The sequence below is a fragment of the Streptomyces sp. NPDC004721 genome (assembly GCF_053601495.1).
The window spans coordinates 92,259-113,426 of record NZ_JBSGBZ010000029.1; the positions used below are offsets into that span (position 1 = coordinate 92,259).

The window sequence follows — 21,168 nt, forward strand, 5'->3', positions numbered from 1 at the left end:
CGTGTGCGCCGCCGTCTCTGGGCTCGCCCTCCACGGGCGGGTCCCGTCCGGCGTCGCCCTCCGAGTGTCCTCGTTCGTGCAGTCTGTCGACGTCGGCAGCCCCCGGAGTCCGTGCCCGAAGAGGCAGGAGGACCCGGGAAGTGTTCACCGGAATCGTCGAAGAGCTGGGCGAAGTCACCGCCGTGGAGGACCTTGGCGACGCCGCCCGCTTCCGGCTCCGCGGCCCCGTCGTGACCGAGGGCGCACGGCACGGCGACTCCATCGCCGTGAACGGGGTCTGTCTCACCGTCGTCGAGCACGAGGGCGACGAGTTCACCGCCGACGTCATGGCGGAGACCCTCAAGCGCTCCAGCCTCGGCGTCCTCACCACCGGCTCCCGCGTCAACCTCGAACGCCCCACCGCCGTGGGCGCCCGCCTCGGCGGCCACATCGTGCAGGGGCACGTCGACGGCACCGGCACGATCCTGGACCGCACCCCCTCCGAGCACTGGGAGATCGTGAAGATCTCGCTGCCGCCGGACCTCGCGCGCTACGTCGTCGAGAAGGGCTCCATCACCGTCGACGGCATCAGCCTCACCGTCGTCGAGGCCGGAGACGAACACTTCACCGTCAGCCTCATCCCCACCACCCTGGCGCTGACCACCCTCGGCCTGAAGCAGCCCGGCGACCCGGTCAACCTCGAGGTGGACGTCGTCGCCAAGTACGTCGAGCGACTGCTCGGCGACCGTGCGCGGGGAGCCGGACGGTGAACTGGCTCAACTCCGAGGCGTTCAGCCTGCTCGGCCAGCACATCAAGTGGTCGGACATGACCGGCAACGTCATCGGCCTGCTCGGCCTGGCGTTCGGCTGGCGGCGCTCCATCTGGAGCTGGCCGACCCAGTTCCTGTCCGGCCTGATCCTGTTCGCGGCGTTCGCCACCGCCCATCTCTCGGGCAGCGCCGGCAAGCAGATCGTCGTCATGGTCGTCGCCGTCTTCGGCTGGTGGCAGTGGAACCGCGGCAAGGGCCGGGCGGCGGACGGCCACATCGCCGTACGGTTCGCCACCTGGCGTGAGCGTGCCGTGCTGCTCGGCGCCGCCGCGGTCGGCACGGTCGCCGTCGCCGGACTGTTCCAGGCCTACCCGTCGCTGTCTTGGGACCCCTGGCCCGACGCCTACATCTTCGTCGGCACCGTCGTCGCCATGTACGCGCAGGCGCGCGGCATGGTCGAGTTCTGGTTCGCCTGGCTGCTCGTCGACGTCGTCGGCGTACCGCTCAACTTCGCCAACGGCTTCGCCTTCTCCGGCTTCGTCTACATCGTCTACGGCGCGCTGGTCCTGTGGGGCATGCGCGACTGGTGGCTGCGCACCCGGACGGACGCGCGGCCGACCCTGGAAGGAGCGCCCGCATGACCGCGGCAACCGTCCTCTACAGCACCGACAACGTCGAGGACTTCACACTCGACCCGATCGAGCAGGCCGTCGCCGACATCGCGGCCGGCCGCCCGGTCGTGGTCGTCGACGACGAGAACCGCGAGAACGAGGGCGACCTCGTCATCGCCGCCGAGAAGGCGACCCCCGAGATCGTCGCCTTCATGATGAGCGAGTGCCGTGGCCTGATCTGCGCGCCCATGGAGGGCGAGGAGCTGGACCGGCTGAGGCTGCCGCAGATGGTCGAGGAGAACACCGAGTCGATGAAGACCGCCTTCACGGTCTCCGTCGACGCCGGTGCCGCCCACGGCGTCACCACCGGCATCTCCGCCTCCGACCGCGCCACCACCCTCCAGCTGCTGGCGAGCGGCACCGCGGAGCCCACCGACCTCGTCCGGCCCGGCCACGTCTTCCCGCTGCGCGCCCGTTCCGGCGGGGTGCTCGTCCGCCCCGGCCACACCGAGGCGGCCGTCGACCTCGCCCGGCTCGCGGGGCTGCGTCCGGCCGGCGCGATCGTCGAGATCGCCGGTGATGACGGCCGGATGCTCCGCCTGCCCGAACTGATCGTCTTCGCCCGCAAGCACGGCCTGACGATCATCTCCATCGAGGACCTGATCGCGCACCGGCGCTCGCCCGGACTCCAGGGCTCGCCCGAGCAGGCACTGCCGTCCCAGCCCGCGGTCCGCCGCGAGGCCGAGGTCCGCCTGCCCACCGCGCACGGCGTCTTCACCGCGTACGGCTACCGCTCCACCGCCGACGGCGTCGAGCACGTGGCCCTGGTGCACGGCGAGATCGGCGACGGCGAGGACGTCCTGGTCCGCGTCCACTCCGAGTGCCTCACCGGAGACGTCTTCGGCTCCCAGCGCTGCGACTGCGGCCCCCAGCTCGACACCTCCCTGGAGCGCATCCAGAAGGAGGGCCGGGGAGTGGCGGTCTACCTGCGCGGCCACGAGGGACGCGGCATCGGCCTGATGTCCAAGCTGCGCGCCTACGAGCTCCAGGAGCGCGGCCGGGACACCCTCGACGCCAATCTCGAACTCGGACTGCCGGCCGACGCCCGCGACTACGGCGCCGGCGCGCGGATCCTTCAGGACCTCGGGGTCAGGAGCGTGCGCCTGCTGACCAACAACCCCGACAAGACCGACGCCCTGCTCCGCCACGGCCTGAAGGTCACCGGACGGGAGCCGATGCCCGTCCAGGCCGGCGAGCACAACCTCCGCTACCTGCGCACCAAGCGGGACCGGATGGGGCACGACCTGCCCTGGCTGGACACGACCGCCGTGTCCACCTGCGGCAACCAGTAAGCGAAAAGACTCGAGGAGACACGTGAGCGGCAAGGGTGCACCGGAACTGTCCGTCCGGAACGTCGGAGACCTCAGGGTCGCCGTCGTCGCGGCGCTGTGGCACGAGAAGGTGATGGACGGACTGGTGGACGGGGCCCTGCGCGCCCTGCACGAACTGGGGATCGACGAGCCGACTCTGCTCCGGGTGCCGGGCAGTTTCGAGCTCCCGGTGGTGGCGAAGGTCCTGGCCGGGCGCGGATACGACGCGGTCGTCGCCCTCGGCGTCGTCATCCGCGGCGGCACCCCCCACTTCGACTATGTGTGCCAGGGCGTCGCCAACGGCCTGACCCAGGTGTCGGTGGAGACCGGCGTTCCCGTCGGCTTCGGCGTGCTCACCTGCGACACCGAGGAGCAGGCCCTGGACCGGGCCGGCCTGGCGGGATCCAGCGAGGACAAGGGCCACGAGGCGGTCACCGCGGCGGTCGCGACCGCCGCCACGCTGCGCTCGGTATCCGAACCCTGGCGGTGAGCAGCCGCCCGGAGCGCGTAGGGTTGGCACCACCATGTCCAAGAAGACGTTCGAGGAGCTCTTCACCGAGCTCCAGCACAAGGCCGCCAACGGCGACCCCGCCACCTCCCGCACCGCCGAGCTGGTCGGCAAGGGCGTCCATGCCATCGGCAAGAAGGTCGTCGAGGAGGCCGCCGAGGTCTGGATGGCCGCCGAGTACGAGGGCAAGGAGGCGGCCGCCGAGGAGATCTCGCAGCTGCTGTACCACGTCCAGGTGATGATGGTCGCCCGCGGCATCTCCCTGGACGACGTCTACGCCCATCTCTGAGCACTCCGAACACTCCGAGCACCAGCAACCGCACACACCGCCGTACAAGACGAACGAAGGAAGCCGACCTCATGCTGCGCATCGCCGTCCCCAACAAGGGTTCACTCTCCGGCCCTGCGGCGGACATGCTGCATGAGGCCGGCTACCAGCAACGGCGGGAGTCCAAGGAGCTGCGGATCGTCGACCCGGTCAACGAGGTCGAGTTCTTCTACCTCCGCCCCCGCGACATCGCGATCTACGTCTCCACCGGCCGCCTGGACATCGGCATCACCGGCCGCGACCTGCTCATCGACTCCGGCGCGGGCGCCGAGGAGATCCTGCCGCTCGGCTTCGCCCGCTCCACCTTCCACTACGCGGCCAAGCCCGGCTCGGTCGGCGGCGTCGAGGACCTGAACGGCAAGACGGTCGCCACGTCCTACGAGGGCATCGTCAGCAAGCACCTCGCCGACAGCGGTATCGACGCCTCCGTCGTCCACCTGGACGGCGCCGTCGAGACCGCCATCGAGCTCGGTGTGGCCGAGGCCATCGCCGACGTCGTCGAGACCGGCACCTCCCTGCGCAACGCCGGACTGGAGATCGTCGGCGAGTCGATCATGAAGTCCGAGGCGATCGTCGTCCGCCGCACCGGCGCCGACGCCGAGGAGCCCAAGGTGCAGCAGTTCCTGCGCCGCCTCCAGGGCGTCCTGGTGGCCCGGACGTACGTGATGATGGACTACGACTGCCGGGTCGAGCAGCTGGAGAAGGCCGTCGCGCTCACCCCGGGCCTGGAGTCCCCGACCGTCTCCCCGCTGCACAACGAGGGTTGGGTCGCCGTGCGCGCCATGGTCCCCGCCAAGGAGGCGCAGCGGATCATGGACGATCTGTACCAGCTCGGCGCCCGGGCCATCCTCACCACGGCCATCCACGCCTGCCGTCTCTGAGGGACGAGGAGGCACACCGAGATGTCCGATCTGCCCGCACTTCCCGTCACCTTCCGGCCGGGCCGCACCCGGGCCGTCCTGCTCACCGCCGGAGCGGCCATCTTCGTGGTGATCACGACCGTGGGGCTGCTGCTGGAGCAGCTCAGCCCCGGCGAACGGGTGAGTTTCGCCTTCACCGGCGCGCTCCTGGCCGGGGTCCTGGTCCTGCTCGCCCGCCCGAAGGTGGTCGCCGACGACTCGGGTGTCACCGTCGTCAACATCGCCGGCCGGCGCCGTCTGGCGTGGGCCGAGATAATTCAGGTCAATCTGCGCCCGGGTGATCCGTGGGTGTTCCTGAACCTCAGCGACGGCACCAGCCTGGCCGCGCTGGGCATCCAGCCGGGCATCGCGAAACAGCAGGCCATCGCCGATGCACGCGCCCTGCGCGCGCTCGTCGAAGCCCGTTCGGTCTCGAGCCCCGAGGGGTCCTCGGACGCACCTCAGGGCTGACTCGGGGACGTCCGCCCTGCCGCATCTGCCGGTGTCTTGATTAATCTGGTTACGGACGCGTTTTCGCTGCGCCTCCGCCCCTGGGTTCCACGACCGGTGCCAGGGGCTCCTGCTACCCGAGGAGTGACTCCCTCCGGCGATGGACGGATCGTCCTGCAGTACCTGCGCCGCCCCCTGCCGACATAGCGCGGACCTGTTCCGCGTATATGCGGAGGCGGCGGCATCATGACCATCCCCCTGCTGCTCCTCGGAGCGGCGTTCCTGCTCATTCTCGCCAACGGCTTCTTCGTCGCGGCCGAGTTCGGCCTGGTCACGGTCGAGCGCCCGGACGCCGAGAAGGCCGCCGAGGAGGGCGACAGACGGGCCCTCAGGGTCGTCGAGTCCCTCAAGGAGCTGTCCTTTCAGCTCTCCGGCACCCAGCTCGGCATCACCATCACCTCCCTGGTCGTCGGCATGCTCGCCGAGCCGGCGCTGGCCGGGCTGCTGCGCGGCCCGTTCGCGGCGGCCGGTGTCCCCGGCGGAGCCGTCTCCGGGGTCGCCGTCGTCGTCGGCATGCTGCTGGCCTCGGCGGTCCAGATGGTGATCGGCGAGCTCGTACCCAAGAACTGGGCGGTCTCGCGGCCCCTCCAGGTGGCGCGCTTCGTGGCCGGCCCGCAGCACCTCTTCTCGCGCCTGTTCCACCCGGTGATCGCGGCGCTCAACACGGTCGCCAACCGGCTGGTGCGCGCCCTGGGCGTCGAACCCACGGAGGAGCTGGCCTCCGCCCGTACCCCCGGCGAGCTGGTCTCGCTGGCCCGCCACTCGGCCCGGGCCGGCGCCCTCGAACAGGACACCGCGGACCTCTTCGTGCGCACCCTGTCCCTGGGCGACCTGACCGCACAGCACGTCATGACCCCGCGGGTGAAGGTCAGCGCGCTGCAGTCCTCGGCGACCGCCGAGGACGTGGTGAACCTCACCCGCGCCACCGGCCTGTCCCGCTTCCCCGTCTACCACGAGAAGATCGACGAGGTCGTCGGCATGGTCCACCTCAAGGACGCCCTCGCGGTGCCGTCCGACGAGTGGCTGCGCACCCCGGTGGGCCGTATCGCCCGCCCGGCGCTGCTGGTCCCCGAGACCCTGCCGGTGCAGCCGCTGCTCGCCCAGTTGCGCAACGAGCAGCCGATCGCGGTCGTCGTCGACGAGTACGGCGGCACCGCGGGCGTCGTCACCCTGGAGGACATCGTCGAGGAGCTCGTCGGCGAGGTCCGCGACGAGCACGACGCCACGGACGTGCCGGAACTCGCGCCGGCCCCGCCCGAGGGCGGCAGCCCCGCCTGGGACGTCGACGGCGGCTGCCGTGTCGATCTGCTCCGGCGGATCGGCCTGGACGCGCCCGAGGGCCCGTACGAGACCGTCGCCGGCCTGGTCGCCGACCTGCTCGGCCGCATTCCGGCCCCCGGCGACAGCGCCGAGCTGCCGGGCTGGCGGCTGGCCGTGCGCCAGGTCGGGCACTACCGCGCGGAGCGGGTCCGGCTGGTCCGCACCGTTTCCATGACCGACCCGGTCCCGGCCGTGGCGGAGGCCGCCCGATGAGCGTGATCCAACTGCTTTTCGCCGCGCTGCTGGTGCTCGCCAACGGCTTCTTCGTCGGCGCCGAGTTCGCCCTCGTCTCCGTCCGCCGCAGCCAGATCGAACCGCTCCGCACGGCCCGGGCCCGCCAGGTGCTGCACGGTCTGGAGCGGCTGCCGCAGATGATGGCCGCCGCCCAGTTCGGCATCACCATCTGCTCGCTGACCCTGGGCGCCGTCGCCGAGCCGACGGTGGCCCGTCTGCTGGAGCCGGTGTTCGCATGGCTCCACATGCCCAGCGGCATGGTCCACCCGCTCGGCTACGTCATCGCGCTGGCGGCCGTGGTCTTCTTCCACCTCGTCATCGGCGAGATGGTGCCGAAGAACCTCGCGATGGCCGCTCCGGAGAAGGCCGCGCTGTGGCTCGGCCCCGGTCTGGTCGCCTTCGCCCGGCTGTGCCGGCCGATCACGGTGGCGCTCGGCGCCTGCGCCAAGGGTGTCCTGCGGATCTTCCGCGTCGAGCCCAAGGACGAGGTCGAGGCCGCCTTCACCAGCGTGCAGCTGGGCCGGCTGGTGGAGGACTCCCGCCAGGCGGGGCTGCTCGACCCCGAGGAGCAGGAGCGTCTGGAGGACGCCCTGGAGCTGGGCTCCCGCCCGGTGACCGACGTCCTGCTCCAACGCGAGGCGCTGGTCACGGTCGGCCCGTCGGTCACCTCGGCCGAGATCGTCGCCCTCACCGCCCGGACGGGTTACTCCCGCTTCCCGGTGGCTGCGGGCAACGGTGCCTTCCTGGGCTACGTGCACGTCAAGGACGTGCTCGACGTGGAGGACGCCGAGCAGGCCGTACCGCAGCGGACGTGGCGCCCGATGACGACCCTGCGGGCCGAGCTGCCGCTGGACGACGCCCTGACCGTCATGCGCCGGGCGGCCACCCATCTGGCCCAGGTGGCGGACGCCTCCGGCAAGGTGCTGGGCCTGGTGGCCCTGGAGGACGTACTGGAACTGCTCGTGGGTGAGGTGCGCGACCCCGCGCACCGCGCGGCGACGGAGGTACGGCTGACCGAGCCGCGGGGGAGCGGGGAGCCGGAGGAGGCACTGGCCACCCGGGTCCTGTAAGGAACGCGGACGAGAGGCCCCGGGATCCGTCACAAGGCCGACGGATCCTGGGGCCCTCGTCCGGACAGCACCTCCCCGTACGCCTGCATCAGGTCCGGCAGTCTCAGGGTCGACAAGTCGTCCCGGGTCGGCGTTGCCGGGTACGTCGACAGCCGCAGGTCCCGGTAGGCGCAGCTCTTCTCGTACAGGGTCCGCAGGAACCGGCCGTTGCCGAGTTCGTCGATCCAGCCCTGGTCGACCACGTGCCCGGCGATCGAGTGCAGCTCGTCCCGGGCCTCGTCGTCCCACAGGTCGCCGTTCTCCGTGGCGAGCACCTTGCCGATCTCGGTGAGTTCCCCGGGCCGGTACGACGGGAAGTCCACCCGGGTGGTGAAGCGCGACGACAGCCCGGGGTTCGCGGCGAGCAGGCGGTCCATGCCCTCGGGGTAGCCGGCGAGGATCACCACCAGGTGGTCGCGGTTGTCCTCGGCCCGCTTGAGCAGCACCTGCAGGGCCTCGTCGCCGTACGCGTCGCCCTTGCCGTAGCCCGAGTTCGACAGGGAGTAGGCCTCGTCGACGAAGAGCACGCCGCCGATCGCGGAGTCGATCAGCTCGTTGGCCTTGACGGCGGTCTGCCCCAGGTACTCGCCGACCAGGTCCGCCCGCTGCGCCTCCACCAGGTGGTCGCCGCCGAGCAGGCCGAGCGCGTAGAAGACACGGCCGAGGATGCGGGCGACGGTGGTCTTGCCGGTGCCCGAGGGGCCGGAAAAGACGAAGTGGCGTTTGGGCGGCTGCACGGGCAGCCCCTGCCCGGCCCGCAGCCGCGCCATGTTCAACTGTGCCGACAGGGCCTTGACCTGCCGCTTCACCGGTTCGAGCCCCACCATGCGCTCGAGTTCGGAGAGTGCTTCCTCCAGCAACGCCGGATCGGTGGGCCCGGTGGGCAGCGGCACGTCGGCTGCCGGGGTGCGCCGGCGCACCGCCGGATCGGTCACCGACGGCAGTGGACCGGTCACCGGCAGGTCGGTCCCGGACAGCTTCAGGTCCCGGCCCTCGGTGCCGAACAGCGGGTCCAGCAGATCCGGGCCGTCCATGATGTCCTGCCCGAGGCCGGTGAGGGTGATCGCGGCGAGGCCGGCCGTGTCCTCGTACCCGTCGCCCTCGGCGATCGCCGCGAGCCGCGCCGAGGTGTCCATGAAGGCCGGATCGACCCGGTGCACCGCCCGGTACAGGGGCAGCGCCGCCGCGCTGCGGCCGGTGCCCTCGTGGGCCCGCGCTAGCCAGTACCTGAGTTCCTTGCGCTGAGGCTGCTCGCTGCGGCAGCGCATCAGCGCGGCCGACAGCAGCGGCTCGGCCTGCCCGTACATCTCCAGGCGCACCCGGGCCATGCCGCCGAACAGTCCGGCCTCGATGCCGAGCAGCGGATCGTCGAGCAGCGTGTCGGTGTGCCGGACGAGCTGTTCCCAGTCCTTGACGAGGTAGGCGCGGCAGGCGTGCAGAAAGCGGACCTGGGGGTCGGTGTCCACCGGCGGCAGCCCGGCCAGCGCGCGGTCCAGCTCGGGGACATGGCGGCCGTCCAGCCAGTGCGAGGCGTGCGCGAGCAGCAGGTCGCGCGGGCTCTCCAGCACGGGCTGCACCCACCAGCCCAGCCAGTACCAGGAGTTGAGGGTGCGGCGGTGCCGGGTGCGCTGTTCGCCGAAGCGTTCGCGGTGCCGGAACATCCTCAGCAGCGCGGTCGTCGTGTCGACGCGCAGCGCGTGCAGGCCGAGCCAGCCGTCGGCCATCCCCGGGTCCAGCCGCACCGCGGCCCGGAACTCCTCCTCCGCCTGCGGATAGGCGCCCACGGTGTAGGCGTCCACGCCTCGCAGCCACGCGAGGTCGGCCGGGGCCTTCGGGCCCTGCGTGCCGAAGTCCATCACGTCCCCCACAAACCGTGCCCCCGAAGGTTCGCCGCCAGGCATCCACCCGACGGCTTCCTGTGGTCGAACCGCTGTACCGCGGACCGGAGTTGCAGGTGCGCGAAGCAGTCGTTCAAAGGTCGCACCGAGGGCATCGTACCTGCGGGGCCGCCGCTCGCCGAAGGGTGCCGCACAGGCCGTTGCGCGAGGTGGCGGCGCACAGGACGCATCCGGTGTGGTGACCGAGGGTGAGCAAATGACGTCGGGCAGCGTCCGGAAAACGCGAAGAGGGCAGAACGAAGCCCCCGATCACGGGGGAACAACCGGGGGCTTCGTGACTGCGGGCGGTGCGCAATGACCGCTCATTCAGAACGTAAGACCTGTACGGCCCCCGGGTCAAGCGGAGTTGAGGGACTCCGGAAAGTTACCCGGCAAGGGCCTTCACAAGTTCAGCACACTGCCGACGGCCCGTCACCGTGGGTGACGAACTGGTCCGGTCCAACGGCCCCGGCAGGCCCCGGCAACACCGCGTATCCCTCTGGCAACTGCCGAACCAGAAGATCCGCGAAGGGTAGCGAGGGGTCCTCGGCGAAGTGCCGCCGCTCGGCCTCGACCCACCCGGACCAGAACTCCCGCTGCTCCTCACCGTCGCGCGACCGGCCCCGCGCCCAGGCCTCCTCGCGCGGCAGATCCATCCACAGCAGGTGCGCCAGATACGGACGCAGCGCCCGCCGTCCGGCGCCCACGCCCTCGACGAGGACCACGGGCGCCGGCGGCAGCGCCCGTGCGGCAGCCCCGAACCGCCGCGCCCGCCAGTCGTAGGGGGCATAGCGCGCCGTCGCCCCCCGCCCGAGGGGCTCGACGACCTCGCTCAGCAGCCGACCCTCCCACGCGAACAGCTCCTCATGGCTCGCGACGTCGTCCAGGTGCAGCACGGGCGCACCCCCCAGCGCCCTGGCCAACTCCCCGGTGAACGTGGACTTCCCGGATCCCGCGTACCCGTCGACGCCGACCAGCCGCACGGTCCCGCAGGACGGCGGCGCATCACGAAGGAGGGCGGCGAGGGCGCGGATGGCGATTCCCGGAGTGTGCAGAGGGGCGTGTTCTCCCTGGTCATTCTAGTGGCCGCTCCCCGCGCCGCCGGTGGCCGCGGCGGGCCGCGCGGGCGGGCCGCCTGCCCGGCGGAGCGGGGACTCGGCGCAGGTCATGCCAGTGGTGGAGACCAATATTGGTAGGCGTGACGTATGCCGAAGTGCTGGCAGGAGGCGGGCGTCACGGCCATAGTGGGCGCAGCCACGGACCCGCCCGACTTCGGACACCTGGGGGTCATCCACCCATGAGCAGAGCCGAACAGCCGTCCCGCAGATCCGTCCTGGCCGTCGCGGTCGCCGCGGCGGCGATGGCGGGTGGCGCGGCCCCGGTGGCCGCCGCGACCACGGCCGCCCCCGCCACCGGCGCCAAGGACGCCGGAGCCGCCCCGGCCCGCCCGGTCGACTACCGCGCCTGGACCACGTACACCGACTGGCGCGCGGGCACGGCCCGCGGCACCCGCGCCGTCGCGGGTGCCCGGCCCGGACTGGAGATCGCGCAGCCCGCGGGCACCACCGACTACACCGACCCGCACACCGGCACGACCGCGACCTGGGAGTACGCGACCTGGACAAGCCCGGTGCACCGGCTGTCCGTGCCGGCCACGGAGGTGGTCGCCTCCTGGAACGCGCACACCCCGGCCGGCACCTGGATCCAGGTCGAACTACGCGGCACGTACTCCGACGGCACGGACACCCCGTGGTACGTGATGGGCCGCTGGGCGGCCGGCGACCAGGACGTCAAACGGACCTCCGTCGACGGCCAGAGCGACGGCCGCAGCACCATCTGGACGGACACCTTCTCCCTGGACGCCCCGGCCTCCGGGCTGCGTCTCACCTCCTACCGGCTGCGGCTCACGCTCCACCGCAGGCCCGGCACCCGGCTCACGCCCACCGTCTGGCGGATCGGTGCCATGGGCTCCGACGTCCCCGACCGCTTCACCGTCCCGGCCTCCGCACCCGGGGTGGCCAAGGAGTTGACCGTCCCGCGCTACTCGCAGTCGATCCACTCCGGCCAGTACCCCGAGTACGACAATGGCGGCGAGGCCTGGTGCAGCCCCACCTCCTCCCAGATGATCATCGAGTACTGGGGCGGACGGCTCACCCCCGAGCAGTTGTCCTGGGTCGACCCGTCCTACGCCGACCCGCAGGTCTGCAGCGCGGCCCGGTACACGTACGACTACCAGTACGAAGGCTGCGGCAACTGGCCGTTCAACGCCGCCTACGCGGCCACCTTCAAGGACCTCCAGGCAGTGGTGACCCGGCTCGGCTCGCTCACCGACCTGGAGACGCTGATCGCGGCCGGCATCCCGGCCATAACGTCCCAGTCCTTCCTCAGCACCGAGTTGACCGGCGCCGGTTACGGTACCAACGGCCACCTCATGACCGTCATCGGCTTCACCGCCGACGGTGACGTGATCGCCAACGACCCGGCCTCGCCGAACGACGCGGCGGTACGGCGTGTCTACCGGCGCCGGGAGTTCGAGAACATCTGGCTCAGGACCAAGCGCTACAACGCCTCCGGCAAGGTCGCCTCCGGCTCCGGCGGCATCTGCTACCTGTACTTCCCGACCCACCTCACGGGCCACCAGCGCAAGGCGCTCGCCGCCGTCGGCGTGAGCTGACCGGAACTCCGCGCCTGTACGAAGGCCCCGGTCGACCGGGGCCTTCGAGGCGACCTGCCTCCGGGCCATGCCGGCCTGCCATACTGCGGTCGTCCGACCGCCAGTTGGAGGCCAGGGTCGAATTGAATATCAGTCAACCGCGTGAGACCGCCCGCCCCCAAGCTCTGAACTCCCTTCGGGCAGGGGGGACCCCCAGCCGGGTGCGCGGCACCGAGCGCTCCGAGGGGCGTCGCGCCGAACTCCTCGCCGTCGGACGGAGGTTGTTCGCCGACACGTCCTACGACGCCCTCTCGATGGACGACATCGCCCGGCAGGCCCATGTGGCCAAGGGACTGATCTACTACTACTTCCGGTCCAAGCGCGGCTACTACCTGGCGATCATCGAGGACTCCGTCGCCGACCTGGTCACCTCCGCGGCGCGGGGCCTGGAGATGCCGGCCGTGGACCGGGTGCACCGCACCATCGACGGCTACCTGCGCTACGCGGAGCTCAACCAGGCCGCCTACCGCACCATCGTCAGCGGCGGCGTCGGCTTCGACACCGAGGTGCACGCCATCCGGGACGGCGTGCGCGAGGCCATCGTCGCGACCATCGCGGAGGGTGCCTACGGCCGTACCGCCATCGCCCCGGTGGCCCGCATGGGGCTGCTCGCCTGGGTGTGCAGTGTCGAGGGCGCCACCCTCGACTGGATCGGCCGGCCCGGACTCTCCCGGGAGACCGTGCGCGAGTTGCTGGTGAAGACCCTCGGCGGCGCACTGCGCGCCATCGAGGAGATCGATCCGACCCACCCGGCCCCCGCACCCGCCCGCCGCGACGACCGAGAGACAGGGGCCCAGGAGGGGTGAGGAGGAGAGGCGGAGGGGGCCTCGCCCTCCGCCCCGCCTCCTCGGATGCGGCGCTACTTGATCGCCTTGATCAGCTCACCGCTCGCGGTGTCCCCGCTCAGCTCCCAGAAGAACGTCCCGCCCAGGCCCTGGTCGTTCTTGTAGTTCATCTTGGTCGCGATGGTCGCTGGAGTGTCGTAACTCCACCATTGGCTGCCGCACTTGGCGTACGCGGTGCCGCCCACCGTGCCGGTCGCCGGGCACTTGGTCCTGAGCACCTTGTAGTCGTCGATGCCCTGTTCGTACGTGCCCGCCGCCGGTCCGGTCGCCGTGCCGCCGGGGGCGGACTGGGTGACGCCGGTCCAGCCGCGGCCGTAGAAGCCGATGCCGAGCAGCAGCTTCGAGGCGGGGATCCCGAGGCCCTTGAGCTTGGCGATGGTCGCCGAGGTGGTGTACTCCGTCTTCGGAATGCCGGAGTAGGAGGTCAGCGGCGAGTGCGGAGCCGTCGGTCCGGCCGCGTCCCAGGCGCCGAAGTAGTCGTAGGTCATGGGGTTGTACCAGTCGACATACGCCGCGGCGCCCGCGTAGTCGGCCGCGTCGATCTTGCCGCCGCCACTGGCGTCCGCCGGGATCGCGGCGGTGACCAGCGCACCGCCGAACTTGGCGCGCAGCGCCGCCATCAGGTTCTTGTAGGCCGCGCGGCCGCTGGTGTCGCAGGTGTTGCCGCAGGCGTTGGGGTACTCCCAGTCGATGTCGATGCCGTCGAAGACGCCCGCCCACCTGGAGTTTTTGACCAGGTCGTAGCAGGACTGGGCGAAGGCGGCCGGGTTCTTCGCGGCCTCACCGAAGCCGCCCGACCAGGTCCAGCCGCCGAACGACCACAGCACCTTCAGGCCCGGGTGCTTCTTCTTCAGCTTCAGCAGCTGGTTGAAGTTGCCGCGCAGCGGCTGGTCCCAGGTGTCGGCGACCCCGTCCACCGACTCGTCGGCGGTGTAGGCGCGGTCGGTCGCCGCGTACGCGTCGCCCATGGCGCACTTGCCGCCGGTGACGTTGCCGAAGGCGTAGTTGATGTGAGTGAGCTTCGCCGCGGAGCCGGAGGTCTCGATGTTCTTGACGTGGTACTTGCGGTCGTAGACGCCCCATTCGGTGAAGTAGCCGACCACCTTGGAGCCCGCGGCGGCCGGCTGGGCGGCGGACCGGGTGGGAGTGGCGGTGGCGGTTGCCGTGCCCGCGCCGGCGAGCAGTCCGGCGCCGAGCGCGACGGTACAGGCGGCGGACAGCAGCGCCCGGAGGCGGTGCGGAGTGTGCATCGGTGTCTCCTCGTGGGGGAGAGGGGATCGTGCCGATTGGCATGAACGCGGTAAGCGTTGGTTCGGGCACCCTAGGAGGACTAGACCAGTGCGGTCAATGGTTCGGACCAATTTCGGGCCCCCGGGATTTCTTGAAGTAAGCGGTCGTTAACCGGTGACGAGATGCCTCGGATCGGGCATACTCACAGCGCACAGCCGCTGGTCAGCAGCTTCCGTGACCCGGGATCGCCGACACCGGCTGGGCCCGAGAAAGACCCCGGCGGAGCCGCCCCACCCAAGGCGCACATCCGCCGATGTGCCCGAAAGGGAGGAGAGCGTCGCCATGCCCGACCGCGCCCCGCAGCCGGTGGACCGGCAACTGCCCACGGAGGAGGCCCGGGATCTGATCTCGCTCGTCCGCGACATCGCGCAGCACGAGATCGCCCCGAAGGCGGCCGAGGAGGAGGACGCGGGACGCTTCCCGCGCGAGGTCTTCACCCTGCTCTCCTGCTCCGGCCTGCTCGGCCTCCCCTACGACTCCGAGTACGGCGGCGGCGACCAGCCCTACGAGGTCTATCTCCAGGTCCTGGAGGAGCTGGCCGCGGCCCGTCTCACCGTCGGCCTCGGCCTGAGCGTGCACACCCTCGCCTCCTACGGGCTCGCCGCCTACGGCACCAAGAAGCAGCAGGTCGAGCATCTGCCCGCGATGCTGGGCGGCGGCCTGCTCGGCGCGTACGCCCTCTCCGAGCCGGCCTCCGGCTCCGACGCCGCCTCGCTCAGCACCAAGGCGGTCCGGGACGGCGACGGCTGGGTGCTCACCGGGACCAAGTCCTGGATCACCCACGGCGGGATCGCCGACTTCTACACCGTGATGGCCCGCACCGGAGAGCGGGGCCCGCGCGGGATCACCGCCTTCCTCGTGCCGGGCGACGCCGAGGGCCTGAGCGCCGCGGCCCCGGAGAAGAAGATGGGCCTGAAGGGCTCGCCCACCGCGCAGATCCACCTCGACGGTGTGCGGGTCGGCGACGACCGGCGCCTGGGGGAGGAGGGGCAGGGCTTCGCCATCGCCCTGTCCGCGCTCGACTCCGGACGCCTCGGCATCGCGGCCTGCGCCATCGGCCTCGCTCAGGCCGCGCTGGACGAGGCGGTCGGCTACGCCGCCGGACGGCAGCAGTTCGGGCGGCCGATCTCCGACTTCCAGGGACTGCGCTTCATGCTCGCCGACATGGCCACGCAGATCGAGGCGGGCCGCGCGCTGTACCTGGCGGCGGCGCGGCTGCGGGACGCGGGCCTGCCGTTCGCGCGGCAGGCGGCCATGGCCAAGCTGTTCTGCACAGACGCGGCCATGAAGGTGACCACGGACGCCGTCCAGGTGCTCGGCGGATACGGCTACACCACGGACTTCCCTGCCGAGCGCTACATGCGCGAGGCCAAGGTCCTGCAGATCGTCGAGGGCACCAACCAGATCCAGCGGATGGTCATCGCCCGTCACGTCGCGGGTCCCGAGACCCGCTGAGCTGCGCGAGGCCGGCCGGCGGCGCCGCCAGCCGGACCCACTCCGGGTCGTGACGTCCCGGCAGGGTGCGGCCCCGGTCGGCCCAGGTGCGCATCAGGTCGCGGTAGATCGGCGGGTCCGTGGGCTGCGACGGCGCGGACGGAACCGATTCTGCGGGCGGCGGCGGCACGAAGAAGCGCCGCCGTCGTCCGGCTGCCGGATGCGTGGTGGTCATACCCGGGCAACGCGGAGTACGGCGGGCAGGTCACCGCCCGGTGGAATCGAGCGTGAGTTCACCGGCGTCCGGCCTGCGGCCTGCGGGGAGCCGGGGGTGCTGTTCGGGCACCACGGCGGCCTGTGCGCCCCGGCCGTGGTGCACGGCCGGACGCGGGTGCCACGCGGGTGCCCGGCGGTGCGGCGCCGCTCAGGCGGCCAACCGGCGCAGCTGCGGCACGCGCATCGGGCGGGAGCCCGGGCCGCCCACGTGCGAGAAGGGCTGCATGCGCCAGTCGAGGCTCTGCGGGAGCGTCAACAGCAGCGCGGTGTCCTGCTCCTGGGGGTCGGCGGACTCGTCCGCGGGCCGGGCCTCGGACGCCCAGTGCCCCGTACCTGCACAGACCGTGAGCCCGAACGGGTTCCACGGCGAGACGCACAGCGCGTGCTCCGGCAGCACCTCCTCGTCCGCCAGCAGGGCGATGGGCTGCGCGCACTCCGGGCAGAACACCCGGTACATCTCGAAGGTGTCGTCGGCGTCGGATTCCGCGCCGTCCACGTCGTCGTCGACGTCGGGTTCCAGGTTCTCCGGCTGGAACTCGATGACCGACTGGCGTCGCCTGGGCACAGAACGACCAGGGCGCTTGAGGCTCTGCATGGGATTCTCCCCCTAAGGCTGGGCCGTGAAGGCGCTGCGGCCTCGACCACAGCAAGCACTTCCCGTCCGCTCTCGCCGGTAATCACGAGAACATCACGGAGAGGCTTCGGGGCGTGTGGTGTTGGTCACATGCCGCTCGCAGGTGCCCGCCGTGGTGGGTTTGTCCGCCGGTGGGACGCGACCCGGGCCGCTCGGCTGTCCCGGGAGATCAGGCGCACTGTAGGTTCTTGCGCCATGGAGGAGCTGGACCGACAGATCGTGCAGCTGCTCGTCAAGGACGGGCGGATGAGCTACACCGACCTGGGCAAGGCCACCGGTCTGTCCACGTCGGCCGTGCACCAGCGGGTGCGACGGCTGGAGCAGCGCGGTGTCATCCGCGGATACGCCGCCGTCGTCGACGCCGAGGCGGTGGGGCTGCCCATGACCGCCTTCATCTCGGTCAAACCCTTCGATCCCAGCGCCCCCGACGACATCGCCGACCGGCTGGCCGGCGTCCCCGAGATCGAGGCCTGCCACAGCGTCGCCGGCGACGAGAACTACATCCTCAAGGTCCGCGTCTCCACGCCGCACGAGCTGGAGGAGCTGCTGGCCCGCGTACGCACGTTGGCGGGCGTCTCGACCCGTACGACGGTGGTCCTCTCCACCCCGTACGAATCCCGCCCGCCCCGTATCTGACCCGATCCGGCGCAGAAGGCACGTCCCGGGGCGCGGGGTGGGCTCGCCGGGGGCGCCTGCGGTGGAGTTCCGGAGCGTGTCCGGGTGACCTGCGTGCCGGAGGGTTCGGGGCAGGCGGGAGACTGGGGGCATGAGTGAGCGTGCTGCCGAGGTCCGGACCGTCCTTCTCCGGAGGGGCGAGGTCCACAGTCCCGCCGACCCGTTCGCGACCGCCATGGTCGTGGAGGCGGGCCAAGTGGCCTGGGTCGGCTCGGAGGGGGCGGCCGACGCCTTCGCCGACGGTGTCGACGAGGTGGTCGACCTGGACAGCGCCCTCGTCACCCCGGCGTTCACCGACGCCCATGTGCACACCACCGCCACCGGACTCGCGCTCACCGGTCTCGACCTGTCCGACGCCCCCTCCCTGGAGGCGGCGCTCGCCCGGGTACGGGACTTCGCCGCCGCCCGCCCGGACGACCGCGTCCTGCTCGGCCACGGATGGGACGCGGCCCGCTGGCCCGGCGGACGTCCCCCGACGCGCGCCGAACTCGACGAGGCCACCGGCGGCCGGCCGCTCTACCTCAGCCGTATCGACGTGCACTCCGCGGTCGTCACCACGGCGCTGCTCGACCTCGTACCGGAGATCCACGGGCCCGCGGACGGCCCGCTGACCGCCGACGCCCACCACGCCGTACGGGCCGCCGCGTTCGCCGCCGTCACCCCCGCCCAGCGCGCCGAGGCGCAGCGCGCGGCGCTCGCCCGTGCCGCCTCGCTCGGCATCGGATCGGTGCACGAGTGCGGCGGCCCGCGCATCTCCTCCGAGGACGACTTCACGGGCCTGCTGCGGCTCGCCGCCGAGGAACCCGGCCCCCGGGTCGTCGGATACTGGGCCGAGCAGGACGTCGACAAGGCACGCCGGCTGGGCGCCGCCGGCGCCGCCGGTGACCTCTTCGTCGACGGCTCCATCGGCTCGCACACCGCCTGCCTGCACGCGCGCTACACCGACGCCGCCCACACCGGCACCGCCTACCTGGACGCGGCCGCCGTCGCCGCCCACGTAGCCGCCTGCACCGAGGCGGGCCTCCAGGCGGGCTTCCACGCCATCGGCGACGCCGCCGTCGCCGCGGTCGTCGACGGCGTGCGCGCCGCCGCGGAGAAGGTCGGCCTGGCCCGCGTCCGCGCCGCCAGGCACCGCGTCGAGCACGCCGAGATGCTCACGCCGGAGACCATCGCCGCCTTCGCCGAACTCGGTCTCACCGCGTCCGTGCAGCCCGCCTTCGACGCCCTGTGGGGCGGCGAGGAGGGCATGTACGCCCAGCGCCTGGGCGTCGAGCGGGCCCGGACGCTGAATCCCTTCGCGGCCCTGCTGCGCGCCGGCGTCCCCCTCGCCTTCGGCTCCGACAGCCCTGTCACCCCGCTGGACCCGTGGGGCACGGTCCGGGCGGCGGCCTTCCACCGCACCCCCGAGCACCGCGTCTCCGTCCGCGCCGCGTTCACCGCGCACACCCGCGGCGGCTGGCGGGCGGTCGGACGGGACGACGCGGGCGTCCTGGTGCCCGGCGCCCCCGCGGACTACGCCGTCTGGCGCACCGGCGATCTCGTCGTGCAGGCCCCCGACGACCGGGTCGCGCGCTGGTCGACCGACCCGCGCTCGGGAACGCCCGGGCTGCCCGACCTCACCCCGGGCGGTGACCTGCCCGTCTGCCTGCGGACCGTGGTGGGCGGGCGGACGGTGTTCGTACGGCCGGGCGAGTGACTTCCCGGGGACGCGCTGCGCCGCCCCGTGCCCGCCGCTGGGTCGTGCGACCTGCGCATCCTCCGCCCCGACCCTGCGGTCATGGACGTTTGTACAGGTCAAGGCACTGGTTGACAGGCGACGGCAGCGGGCCGATAGGTTCTGCCGGGTCCACCACCGGACGCCCGGCCGGGGAACTTCCGTACCCGCGTCGCGGCGCCGCTGCGTCAGGGACGGTGTGCCGCACCGGGTCACCGTCGCTGGGAGCCAGGCTCAGCGCCCGCGTCCGCGGGGGAACGTTCCGGACGGTCGGCAAGGTGTGACCCGGGTGGGGCCCGGGCGCTCAGTAGACAACGGCTTTCGGTAGACCCGCAGCCAGCGGGTCCCAGGTCGGCCCGAAGGGCGCCGGGCCCCCATCCGCCGGACGGGCGGATCCATGACACGATCGAGGCGAGGGCTCTTACCCCGCTCTTGCCGAATCGACACCCCCGTACGCCTGCGATGTCACGTCCTCGCAGGCCGGGGCCACTATGGTGGTTCCCTGCTTACGGACATGAAGGGGCAGTAGTGAACGACGGCGACGGCACCCCCGCGGCCGGCTCCCGAGCCCGGGACAGGCGACTCGGCCCGCTCGGCACGGCCTTGGTGATCATTCCGACCTACAACGAGGCGGAGAACATCAAGACGATCGTGAGCCGGGTGCGCACGTCCGTCCCCGAGGCGCACGTCCTCGTGGCCGACGACAACAGCCCCGACGGCACGGGCAAGCTCGCCGACGAGCTGGCGGCCGATGACGGGCACGTGCACGTGCTGCACCGCAAGGGCAAGGAGGGTCTCGGCGCCGCCTACCTCGCGGGCTTCCGCTGGGGCCTGGAGCGCGACTACGGCGTCCTGATCGAGATGGACGCCGACGGCTCCCACCAGCCCGAGGAACTGCCCCGGCTGCTGACCGCCCTCAAGGGCGCCGACCTGGTCCTCGGCTCCCGCTGGGTGCCGGGCGGACGCGTGGTGAACTGGCCGAAGTCCCGCGAGTTCCTCTCGCGCGGCGGCAGCACCTACTCCCGGATCGCCCTGGACCTCCCCCTGCGGGACATCACCGGCGGCTACCGCGCCTTCCGCAGGGAGACGCTGGAGGGCCTGGGCCTGGACGAGGTCGCCTCGCAGGGCTACTGCTTCCAGGTCGACCTGGCCCGCCGCGCCGTGAAGGCCGGCTACCACGTCGTCGAGGTCCCCATCACCTTCGTCGAGCGCGAGCACGGCGACTCCAAGATGAGCCGCGACATCCTCGTCGAGGCGCTGTGGAGGGTCACCGCGTGGGGCGTGGGGGAGCGGGTGACCAAGATCACCGGCCGGGGCGACAAGCCCCGGGCATAGTGCTTATCCGGGATTGAGCAGCCGCCAGGCACACTGGGAGCATGACGACTGGCGCTCCGACCTCTTCGTACTCCGCCCGGCCCCGGCGTTCCCGGCCCCGCCGGTACCTGCCACTGAGCCTCGCGGTGTGGATCGTGCTGGAGATCTGGCTGCTGACGGTGGTCGCGGGAGCGGCGGGCGGGTTCACGGTCTTCCTGCTGCTGGTCGCCGGCCTCGTCCTCGGCGCGGTGGTGATCAAGCGGGCGGGCCGCCGTGCCTTCCAGAACCTCAACGAGGCGCTCCAGCAGGGCGGCGCCCCCTCCTCGCGCCGCGGTGGCAACGGCCTGATGATGCTGGGCGGCCTGCTGCTGATGATCCCCGGCCTGATCTCGGACGCGGTGGGCCTGCTCCTGCTGCTTCCGCCGGTCCAGCAGGCCGTGAGCCGCTACGCGGAGCGGACCGTCGACCGCAGGCTGCGCGAGGCCACCCCCGGCACGCTCGGCGACGCCTTCCAGCAGGTCCGCATCCACCGCCCCGACGGCAAGGTGGTCCAGGGCGAGGTGATCAGGGACGAGTCGGCGGACGCGGCAGGGCCGGCGGACGCGTCAGGGGAGCAGCGCCCGCCGCTGACCCGGTGAGACCGGCGCATCGCGCCACTCGTGCCACCGAGAACGAACATGGCAGCGGGCAGGTCGTCGAAGACGTCCATGCGCGAGCGCACATCGGCGACCGCGGCACGCGCGCGCGTGGCCCAGCCG

At 72.0% G+C, this 21,168-nt stretch carries 21 protein-coding genes; 16 read left to right on the top strand and 5 right to left on the bottom strand.

Features of this window, described 5'->3' with window-relative positions:
- Window positions 1–140 precede the first annotated feature (140 nt).
- The 9 genes from ACWEK3_RS25570 (at window position 141) to ACWEK3_RS25610 (ending at window position 7,599) form a co-directional block, all read left to right on the top strand.
- On the top strand, window positions 141–749 hold the full coding sequence (locus ACWEK3_RS25570; RefSeq protein WP_141362849.1) for a riboflavin synthase: 609 nt from the start codon (window positions 141–143) through the stop codon (window positions 747–749).
- A complete protein-coding gene (locus ACWEK3_RS25575) occupies window positions 746–1,390 on the top strand; it encodes a nicotinamide mononucleotide transporter family protein (RefSeq protein ID WP_390727470.1) in 645 nt (214 codons plus the stop codon). Before ACWEK3_RS25570 ends, ACWEK3_RS25575 begins: the two co-directional genes overlap by 4 nt.
- The gene (locus ACWEK3_RS25580; RefSeq protein ID WP_453250668.1) at window positions 1,387–2,712 is read left to right on the top strand and encodes a bifunctional 3,4-dihydroxy-2-butanone-4-phosphate synthase/GTP cyclohydrolase II; all 1,326 of its coding nucleotides are present in this window, start codon (window positions 1,387–1,389) and stop codon (window positions 2,710–2,712) included. Before ACWEK3_RS25575 ends, ACWEK3_RS25580 begins: the two co-directional genes overlap by 4 nt.
- Before the next feature lie 22 nt (window positions 2,713–2,734).
- On the top strand, window positions 2,735–3,220 hold the full coding sequence (gene ribH / locus ACWEK3_RS25585) for a 6,7-dimethyl-8-ribityllumazine synthase (protein WP_384083564.1): 486 nt from the start codon (window positions 2,735–2,737) through the stop codon (window positions 3,218–3,220).
- A 34-nt stretch (window positions 3,221–3,254) separates the two neighbouring features.
- Window positions 3,255–3,527 (top strand): phosphoribosyl-ATP diphosphatase, encoded by a 273-nt coding sequence (locus tag ACWEK3_RS25590; protein ID WP_031486114.1) that lies wholly within the window; start codon window positions 3,255–3,257, stop codon window positions 3,525–3,527.
- Between the two features lie 71 nt (window positions 3,528–3,598).
- Window positions 3,599–4,447, top strand: coding sequence for an ATP phosphoribosyltransferase (hisG, locus tag ACWEK3_RS25595; protein WP_361417131.1), 849 nt, complete (start codon window positions 3,599–3,601; stop codon window positions 4,445–4,447).
- Window positions 4,448–4,468: 21 nt separating this feature from the next.
- Complete coding sequence (locus ACWEK3_RS25600; RefSeq protein ID WP_453250669.1) at window positions 4,469–4,936, top strand: PH domain-containing protein; 468 nt, start codon at window positions 4,469–4,471, stop codon at window positions 4,934–4,936.
- Window positions 4,937–5,161: 225 nt separating this feature from the next.
- Entirely contained in the window at window positions 5,162–6,508 is a 1,347-nt protein-coding gene (locus tag ACWEK3_RS25605) for a hemolysin family protein (RefSeq protein ID WP_390727466.1), read from the top strand.
- Window positions 6,505–7,599: a hemolysin family protein gene (locus ACWEK3_RS25610; protein WP_450541981.1), complete on the top strand. Its 1,095-nt coding sequence runs from the start codon at window positions 6,505–6,507 to the stop codon at window positions 7,597–7,599. The genes ACWEK3_RS25605 and ACWEK3_RS25610 overlap by 4 nt, the downstream gene beginning before the upstream one ends.
- 29 nt (window positions 7,600–7,628) lie before the next feature.
- Here the strand turns inward: ACWEK3_RS25610 and ACWEK3_RS25615 are convergent, their stop codons facing one another.
- On the bottom strand, window positions 7,629–9,494 hold the full coding sequence (locus ACWEK3_RS25615; protein ID WP_450541979.1) for an AAA family ATPase: 1,866 nt from the start codon (window positions 9,492–9,494) through the stop codon (window positions 7,629–7,631).
- Window positions 9,495–9,925: 431 nt separating this feature from the next.
- A complete protein-coding gene (locus ACWEK3_RS25620) occupies window positions 9,926–10,549 on the bottom strand; it encodes a uridine kinase family protein (RefSeq protein WP_450542009.1) in 624 nt (207 codons plus the stop codon).
- A gap of 263 nt (window positions 10,550–10,812) precedes the next feature.
- Here ACWEK3_RS25620 and ACWEK3_RS25625 point away from each other — a divergent pair, with 263 nt between their 5' ends.
- The gene (locus ACWEK3_RS25625) at window positions 10,813–12,189 is read left to right on the top strand and encodes a peptidase C39 family protein (protein WP_453250670.1); all 1,377 of its coding nucleotides are present in this window, start codon (window positions 10,813–10,815) and stop codon (window positions 12,187–12,189) included.
- Between the two features lie 122 nt (window positions 12,190–12,311).
- Entirely contained in the window at window positions 12,312–13,034 is a 723-nt protein-coding gene (locus tag ACWEK3_RS25630) for a TetR/AcrR family transcriptional regulator (protein WP_450541976.1), read from the top strand.
- Between the two features lie 53 nt (window positions 13,035–13,087).
- Here ACWEK3_RS25630 and ACWEK3_RS25635 read toward each other — a convergent pair whose 3' ends face one another.
- Window positions 13,088–14,323, bottom strand: coding sequence for a glycoside hydrolase family 18 protein (locus ACWEK3_RS25635; RefSeq protein ID WP_450541974.1), 1,236 nt, complete (start codon window positions 14,321–14,323; stop codon window positions 13,088–13,090).
- Between the two features lie 322 nt (window positions 14,324–14,645).
- Here ACWEK3_RS25635 and ACWEK3_RS25640 point away from each other — a divergent pair, with 322 nt between their 5' ends.
- Window positions 14,646–15,818 (top strand): acyl-CoA dehydrogenase family protein, encoded by a 1,173-nt coding sequence (locus ACWEK3_RS25640; protein ID WP_453250671.1) that lies wholly within the window; start codon window positions 14,646–14,648, stop codon window positions 15,816–15,818.
- Here the strand turns inward: ACWEK3_RS25640 and ACWEK3_RS25645 are convergent.
- Both ACWEK3_RS25645 and ACWEK3_RS25650 read right to left on the bottom strand, forming a co-directional pair.
- Window positions 15,781–16,032, bottom strand: a complete 252-nt coding sequence (locus ACWEK3_RS25645; RefSeq protein ID WP_450541972.1) for a hypothetical protein — start codon at window positions 16,030–16,032, stop codon at window positions 15,781–15,783. The genes ACWEK3_RS25640 and ACWEK3_RS25645 overlap by 38 nt on opposite strands.
- Before the next feature lie 189 nt (window positions 16,033–16,221).
- Complete coding sequence (locus ACWEK3_RS25650; RefSeq protein WP_453250672.1) at window positions 16,222–16,668, bottom strand: hypothetical protein; 447 nt, start codon at window positions 16,666–16,668, stop codon at window positions 16,222–16,224.
- Between the two features lie 234 nt (window positions 16,669–16,902).
- Here ACWEK3_RS25650 and ACWEK3_RS25655 point away from each other — a divergent pair, with 234 nt between their 5' ends.
- The 4 genes from ACWEK3_RS25655 (at window position 16,903) to fxsA (ending at window position 21,048) form a co-directional block, all read left to right on the top strand.
- Window positions 16,903–17,343: an Lrp/AsnC family transcriptional regulator gene (locus tag ACWEK3_RS25655; protein WP_141362887.1), complete on the top strand. Its 441-nt coding sequence runs from the start codon at window positions 16,903–16,905 to the stop codon at window positions 17,341–17,343.
- Between the two features lie 130 nt (window positions 17,344–17,473).
- Window positions 17,474–19,078, top strand: coding sequence for an amidohydrolase (locus ACWEK3_RS25660; protein ID WP_450541968.1), 1,605 nt, complete (start codon window positions 17,474–17,476; stop codon window positions 19,076–19,078).
- Window positions 19,079–19,624: 546 nt separating this feature from the next.
- On the top strand, window positions 19,625–20,431 hold the full coding sequence (locus ACWEK3_RS25665) for a polyprenol monophosphomannose synthase (RefSeq protein ID WP_361417183.1): 807 nt from the start codon (window positions 19,625–19,627) through the stop codon (window positions 20,429–20,431).
- A gap of 41 nt (window positions 20,432–20,472) precedes the next feature.
- Complete coding sequence (fxsA, locus tag ACWEK3_RS25670; RefSeq protein ID WP_450541966.1) at window positions 20,473–21,048, top strand: FxsA family membrane protein; 576 nt, start codon at window positions 20,473–20,475, stop codon at window positions 21,046–21,048.
- The last annotated feature ends 120 nt before the right edge of the window (window positions 21,049–21,168 follow it).